The organism is Aliiruegeria lutimaris, from assembly GCF_900099935.1.
GTDB classification, from domain to species: domain Bacteria; phylum Pseudomonadota; class Alphaproteobacteria; order Rhodobacterales; family Rhodobacteraceae; genus Tropicimonas; species Tropicimonas lutimaris.
The window spans coordinates 78,477-84,919 of the sequence record NZ_FNEK01000022.1 but is presented as its reverse complement, the minus strand read 5'-3'; the positions used below and the strand labels follow the sequence as shown (position 1 = coordinate 84,919).

The 6,443-nt window shown below is 62.1% G+C and carries 5 protein-coding genes and 1 pseudogene; 1 reads left to right on the top strand and 5 read right to left on the bottom strand.

Annotated elements, in window-relative coordinates:
- Positions 1-40: 40 nt before the first annotated feature.
- The 5 genes and pseudogenes from BLR85_RS12340 to rfbC form a co-directional block, all read right to left on the bottom strand.
- Positions 41-649 (bottom strand): annotated as a pseudogene (locus tag BLR85_RS12340) (IS6 family transposase).
- Between the two features lie 61 nt (positions 650-710).
- Complete coding sequence (gene rfbA, locus BLR85_RS12335) at positions 711-1,580, bottom strand: glucose-1-phosphate thymidylyltransferase RfbA (RefSeq protein WP_093156138.1); 870 nt, start codon at positions 1,578-1,580, stop codon at positions 711-713.
- A 14-nt stretch (positions 1,581-1,594) separates the two neighbouring features.
- A complete protein-coding gene (rfbD, locus tag BLR85_RS12330; RefSeq protein ID WP_093156135.1) occupies positions 1,595-2,461 on the bottom strand; it encodes a dTDP-4-dehydrorhamnose reductase in 867 nt (288 codons plus the stop codon).
- Positions 2,458-3,498, bottom strand: a complete 1,041-nt coding sequence (rfbB, locus tag BLR85_RS12325) for a dTDP-glucose 4,6-dehydratase (RefSeq protein WP_093156132.1) — start codon at positions 3,496-3,498, stop codon at positions 2,458-2,460. The genes rfbD and rfbB overlap by 4 nt, the downstream gene beginning before the upstream one ends.
- Entirely contained in the window at positions 3,495-4,070 is a 576-nt protein-coding gene (gene rfbC, locus BLR85_RS12320; RefSeq protein WP_093156130.1) for a dTDP-4-dehydrorhamnose 3,5-epimerase, read from the bottom strand. Before rfbC ends, rfbB begins: the two co-directional genes overlap by 4 nt.
- 275 nt (positions 4,071-4,345) lie before the next feature.
- Between rfbC and BLR85_RS12315 the strand changes: the two genes are divergently transcribed.
- On the top strand, positions 4,346-6,178 hold the full coding sequence (locus BLR85_RS12315) for an ABC transporter ATP-binding protein (protein WP_139188379.1): 1,833 nt from the start codon (positions 4,346-4,348) through the stop codon (positions 6,176-6,178).
- The last annotated feature ends 265 nt before the right edge of the window (positions 6,179-6,443 follow it).

Here is a 6,443-nt window from a genome sequence, read left to right as displayed (position 1 = left end):
TGAGAGCCAGTCACGTCAAGGACAGAATGGCTGGTGTTCCTTATGCCGCGCCAAGCTGGCGGCACTCGGCAAGAGAAGCGGCGCGGTCGAGCTTGAAATTCCGCCGTGGGCAGAGATGACGCTCCTGATTGAAATGGTTGAAGACCGAGGCGTGGACGGAGATGAATGTCTGCAAACCTCGCATCCGCCGGCAGCGCCGCATCGCCCGTTCTCGTCGTCGGAACGGCAGATGATCCTTCTCCGCCCGATTGTTCAGCCATTGGCCTGTTTCTTTTAAGTGTTCGGCGCCGATCTCCTTCAAGAATTTCGTTGCTGCTCTCTTGTCCCTCGCCTTTGAGACGAAACTTTCCAGGACTTCCCCCTTGTGATCAACAGCCCGCCAAAGGTAGCCGCGTTTGCCATTGATCTTCACAAACACCTCATCCAAATGCCAACGTCGTGGCCGCTCGGAACGCAGACCCTCGGCGGCGAACGTCGGACCGAGCCGGCTTCACCAGAACCGGACGAATATGGCCGATGTCGATGCCGCGCTCGTGCAGCAGGTCCTCGGCATTGCGGAGCGACAGCGGAAATCGCACGGACATCAGAACCGCCAGCCGGATGATCTCCAGTTCGACCGAAAGAACTTGAAAGGTGCGTCTTTACTCATTCCGATACGCGAACAGACGACCCTGCCCCGCCCAACCGGATTCACGCCCACACTGCCCGCATCATTCCTCGAGCAGTGATTTCAGATACTGGCCATAGGCGGTCTTCTTGAACAGCTCCGCTCGGGCGGCCAAGGCATCGTCGTCGATCCAGCCCTGCGACCAGGAGATCTCGTCCGGGCTTCCAGACTGCATTCCCTGCCGTTCGGTGAGGGTACGGACGAAATTGCCGGCATCGAGCAGCGAGCCGTGGGTGCCGGTGTCGAGCCATGCGAATCCGCGCCCCATGGTCTCCACGTCGAGCAGTTCGTCTTCGAGATACATCTCCAGGAGCGAGGTGATCTCCAGCTCGCCACGCGGCGAGGGCTGAACTTCGCGGGCGCGCGCCGGGGCGTCACCGTCAAGGAAGTAGAGTCCGGTGACGGCGTAGCGCGAGGGCGGAACTTCCGGCTTCTCGATAATGTGGCGGACCTTCTTGCCCTCGAAGGCGACCACGCCGTAGCGCTCCGGATCGGCGACGCGATAGGCAAAGACGGTGCCGCCCTTCTGCTTCTTGTCGGCCGAGGCCAGCAGGCCCGGCAGTCCGTGACCAAAGAAGATGTTGTCGCCCAGGATCATCGCCGAGGGCGCGCCGGCGAGGAAATCCTCGGCCAGCGTATAGGCCTGCGCCAGCCCGTCCGGCGAGTCCTGCACGATCCAGGTCAGCGCCAGCCCGAATTGGCTGCCATCGCCAAGCAGGCGCTGGAATTGCTCCTGGTCCTGCGGGGTGGTGATGATCGCGATCTCGCGGATACCCGACAGCATCAGCACGCTGAGCGGGTAATAGATCATCGGCTTGTCATAGAGCGGAAGAAGCTGTTTGGAGACGGCCATCGTGATCGGGTAAAGCCGCGTACCGGAGCCGCCTGCGAGAATGATGCCCTTGCGTTGCATAAAAAACTTTCCTTTTAATTCGGTTTCGTCGCGCCCAACTCGGCCAGAACCTCGGCCAGCGCCGCATTCCAGTCGGGCGGCTCGATTCCGTGGGTGCGCGTCAGCCGCGAACAGTCCAGCCGCGAGTTCAGCGGACGTGCGGCGGGCGTGGGATAGGCCGAGGTCGGAATGTCCTCGACCGCGCAGTCCACCCCTGCCTGCGCAAAGATCTCGCGGGCGAAATCGGCCCAGCTCGCATCCGGCACGCCTGCAAAGTGGAACAACCCGCCTTCGGCTTCGGGACCGGCCTTGGCAATCGTCAGCAACGCCTCGGCGATATCGGCAGCGGCGGTCGGCCCGCCGACCTGATCGGCAACGATAGTGAGCTTGTCGCGTTCGGCGCCGAGCCGCAGCATCGTTTTCACGAAATTGCCGCCATGGGCGGAAAAAACCCAACTGGTGCGGAGGATCGCGTGCCAGCCGCCGGCTTCGGCCACCTGCCGCTCTCCATCGAGCTTGGTAGCGCCATAGACGCCCAGCGGCCCGGTCGGATCCTCGGTGGAGAAGCGCCCCTCGCCGGAGCCGTCAAACACGTAATCGGTCGAAATATGCAGGAAGGGAATACCCTTCTCCGCCGCGACCTTCGCTACCGCGCCCGGCCCGTCGGCATTGATCAGCTGGGCGAGCTTCTCCTCGCTCTCGGCCTTGTCGACGGCGGTATAGGCGGCGGCGTTGATGATGATATCGCATTCCTTGGCACGGACCAGCGCGGCGGCACCTTCAGGATCGGTGAAATCCAGCTCGGGCACTTCCAGCGCCTCGACCTTGATGCCATACGCGCCAGCGCGGCGCAGGATTTCGGTGGCTACCTGTCCGTCGCGGCCCAGCAGAAGCGCCTTCATTTCGACACCCCCAGACGCTCGCCGACACCCTGGCGGGCTCGAAGCTTCTTCCACCAGTCCTCGTTGTCGAGATACCACTGGACGGTCTGTTCAAGGCCGGTTTCCGGCGTGTGCGACGGGCGCCAGTTCAACTCCTTGCGGATGCGGCTTGGGTCGATCGCGTAGCGGCGGTCATGGCCCGGACGGTCGGTGACGAAGGTGATCAGCTCGGCATAGGGCCGCGCGCCCGGGCGCAGCATGTCGAGCACGGAGCAGAGCATCTTGACCAGGGCGAGATTGGTCATCTCGTTCTCGCCGCCGATATTGTAGCTGCGGCCCAACTCGCCCTTTTCCAGCACCAGCAGAAGCGCCTCGGCGTGGTCCTCGACGTGGAGCCAGTCGCGGATATTTTCGCCCTTGCCATAGATCGGTATCGGCTGGCCGGAGAGCGCCTTGAGGATCACCACGGGGATGAGTTTTTCCGGGAACTGGAAGGGGCCGTAATTGTTGGAGCAATTGGTCAGCACCACCGGCAGGCCGTAGGTCTCGGCCCAGGCGCGCACGAGGTGGTCGGAGCTGGCCTTGGACGCCGAGTAGGGCGAGTTCGGCTGGTAGGGGCTGTCCTCGGTGAAGAAGCCGGTCTCGCCCAGCGAGCCGAAAACCTCGTCGGTCGAGATGTGGTGGAAGCGGAAGCCTTCCGGCTTGCCCCGGGCCATCCAATAGGCACGGGCGGCTTCCAGCAGGACATAGGTGCCGGTGATATTGGTGTCGATGAAGGCGGCGGGGCCATCGATGGAGCGGTCCACGTGGCTTTCGGCGGCCAGGTGCATGATCGTATCGGGCTCATGCTTGTCGAGCACGGCGGCCATGGCCTCCGCATCGCGGATATCGGCCTGTTCAAAGGAATAACCCGGCGAGCCGGCCACGCAAGCAACATTGTCCAGGCAGGCGGCATAGGTCAGAACATCGACATTGACCACGGAATGGCCGTCAGCGATGGCCCGCCGAATGACAGCGGAGCCGATGAAACCGGCGCCGCCGGTAACCAGGATCTTCATGCGTTTTCCTCAAATGTGAAGGGGCTGTCCAACTCGCGCAAAAGAGGCGCGACGGCGTCCTTGCCCGAAAGCTGCGGCTCAGTCGCATCCAGCGGCCAGTCTATTCCAATGTCCGGGTCGTCCCAGCGGATCGCGCCCTCGGTCTCAGGCGCATAGGTATCCGAGCATTTGTAAATGATCTCGGTGCCCGGTTCAAGCGTGACGAAGCCATGCGCGAAGCCCGCGGGCACCAGCAGCATCAGGCCGTTCTCGAAGCTGAGTTCCTCGCCCACCCAATGGCCGAAGGTCGGCGAACCCTTGCGGATATCCACCGCCACGTCGAAGAGCCGGCCCTTGCCGCAACGCACGAGCTTGTCCTGCGCCCTTGGCGGGCCCTGGAAATGCAGCCCCCGGATCGTGCCGACGGTTTCGGACAGCGAATGATTGTCCTGAACGAAGGTCATATCCATGCCCTCGGCTGCAAAGACGTCCCGATTGTAGGTCTCGGAGAAAAAGCCCCGGTGATCACCGAAACGCTGCGGCGCGATCAGCTTGACCGAGGGAATGGCAAGGGGGGTAACGTCTATGCCCATAAAATATCTTCCGGCTTTGGGCCCGTTTTTCAGGGCACGAATTTAGGTCGCCTGCAAATGGCAATACCTCACCCTAGCTGTCAACCGACAAAGGGGTATTGGGCAAGTCCTTGCGGAAGGCAGGCCATAGATGCGCTTTCAAACTGCACCTTTACGCCGAAAACTCCCCTCCGGCCGGACCGCGCCTTGACAATCCGACCGCGTCACTGGCGTATTCGCGCAAAATAACGGCATGCGTTCCTTCCTGACGCCATACTGGCTGGGAGGGGGCGTCAGTGTCATTGAAGCAGCTCGGACAATCCAGACAGATGAACCCGAACCAGAATACCAGCGACGTCGACAACTACACGATTGCCAAGCGCCTGATCCGCGAGTCGATCCCGCCACGCTGGAAGATCTACGTCCTTTCGTTGATCCTCATGGCCGGTGTCGCTACCTTCACCGCCGCACTGGCCTGGTCGACCAAGTTGATCGTGAACGAAGTCTTCGTGGCCGGCAGCCTGACCAAGGCCTGGTCGGTGGCAGCTCTCGTTGTCGGCGTCTCGGCGGCGCTCAGCCTGTGCCAATATGGCAATGACGTGATCGCCAAGGTGCTCAACCGCTCGATCTCGTCCATGTACCAGCGCAAGCTGTTCAACGCGCTGATCGACAAGGACCTCTCCTTCTTCGCCGCGGGCCACCCGGCCTCGACCATGCAGCAGGTCTTTATTTCGGGTCGCATGGGCGCAAGTGTCGTGGTCAAGCTCTGCAACAACATGCTGACGGACGTGCTGACGCTGATCGGCCTTGTAACTGTCATGGTGTGGCAGGACCCTGTCATGTCTCTGACCGCGGTCGTGATGTTCCCGCTGATCTTCTTCCTGATCACAACGCTTTCGAAGCGGATCAAGGCAATCGCCAAATCCGAGGCCACGTTGCTCGGCAAGGTCCATTCCGTTGGTGTTGAGGCTTTCCAGGGCATCAAGACGGTCAAGAGCTACCAACTCGAACCCGGCACCAAGGGCCGCTTCTCTGATGCGGTGCAGGCGTTGGAGGACCGGATCCTGAACATCGCCCGCATCACCGCCGCCACCATGCCATTCATGCAAATGCTGGGCGGGCTCGTGCTGGGCCTCTACGTGCTCTATGCCTCCTGGCAGACGGTGGCCAACGGCAAGACCCCGGGCGAATTCACCGCCTTCATCTCGGCCTTCCTGCTGGCCTACCAGCCGGCCGAACGCGTCTCCAAGGGGCTGGTCGATATTCAGAACGCCATCGTGCTCTCCGACATCATGTTCAAGATGATGGAGGTCCCGGTGAAGCTGAAGGCGACCGGTACCACGACGCTTGAAGGCCGCCCCGCTTCGCTCGATTTCGACAATGTCTCCTTCAACTACGAGGGCCGGATCCCGGCGCTCAACAATGTCAGCTTCCATCTCGATGCCGGACAGAACGTGGCCATCGTCGGCCGGTCGGGCGCTGGCAAGACCACGCTGATCGACCTCGTTCAACGCTTCTACGACCCGACGCATGGCGCGGTGAAGATCGGCGGCGAAGATCTGCGCTCGCTGTCGCATGACGCGCTGCGCAACTCGACGGCTCTGATCTCGCAGGAAGTCTTCCTGTTCGAGGGAACGATTCGGGAAAACATTCTCGACGGACGCCGGGATGCCACCGAAGAGGAGATCATGGAGGTCGTCCGCGAGGCACAGCTCGCCGAGGTGATCGCCGAGATGCCGATGGGGCTCGACACCCAGGTCGGCGCCAACGGCAATGCGCTTTCAGGTGGCCAGAAACAGCGTGTCGGCATCGCCCGCGCCCTGCTCAAGGATGCCAAGATCATCATCTTCGACGAGGCGACCAGCGCGCTCGACGGCGAGAGCGAACGGGAGATCCTCGGCCGCGTCGTCGAGTCCAACCCGGACAAGACCCTGCTCTTTGTCAGCCACCGCCCGGCCATCCTGCAATGGGTGGACAAGGTCATGCTCATGGATGGTGGCCACTTGATGGCGATGGACAGCCACGAGAACCTGATGGCGACAAACCCCATCTATCGCAGCCTCTTCAACCTAGAGGCCGAGGAAGGCCCCGAAAACGGATCCGAGGCCGCCGACGGCACAATCGGCTGACACCGCACCGCGGCCCCCACCGGGCAGCGGACGTCTCCTCGCGCGGTCACCGCTTCTTCTGACCGGAAATATCCCCGGCGGAGCCATGATCCGAAGGATCATTCACGCGGGAAACCTGTCGGGTCGCACGAAGCGCCCCAAGATGGAAGCACCCCGCGAAACAGGGTTTGAACCGGGGTCAACGCCAGCATTTCCGCCGGCATCTTTGCGGCGACGAGCCGCGTTTCTTCAATGGGTTCCACGGTTCCGGGTTGAGTTCGGCCGC

What these genes read in the sequence shown, in the direction of transcription:
- rfbA (WP_093156138.1), bottom strand. Translation starts at nt 1,580, where the DNA reads ATGCAACGCAAGGGCATCATTCTCGCAGGCGGCTCCGGTACGCGGCTT.
- rfbB (WP_093156132.1), bottom strand. Translation starts at nt 3,498, where the DNA reads ATGAAGATCCTGGTTACCGGCGGCGCCGGTTTCATCGGCTCCGCTGTC.
- rfbD (WP_093156135.1), bottom strand. Translation starts at nt 2,461, where the DNA reads ATGAAGGCGCTTCTGCTGGGCCGCGACGGACAGGTAGCCACCGAAATC.
- rfbC (WP_093156130.1), bottom strand. Translation starts at nt 4,070, where the DNA reads ATGGGCATAGACGTTACCCCCCTTGCCATTCCCTCGGTCAAGCTGATC.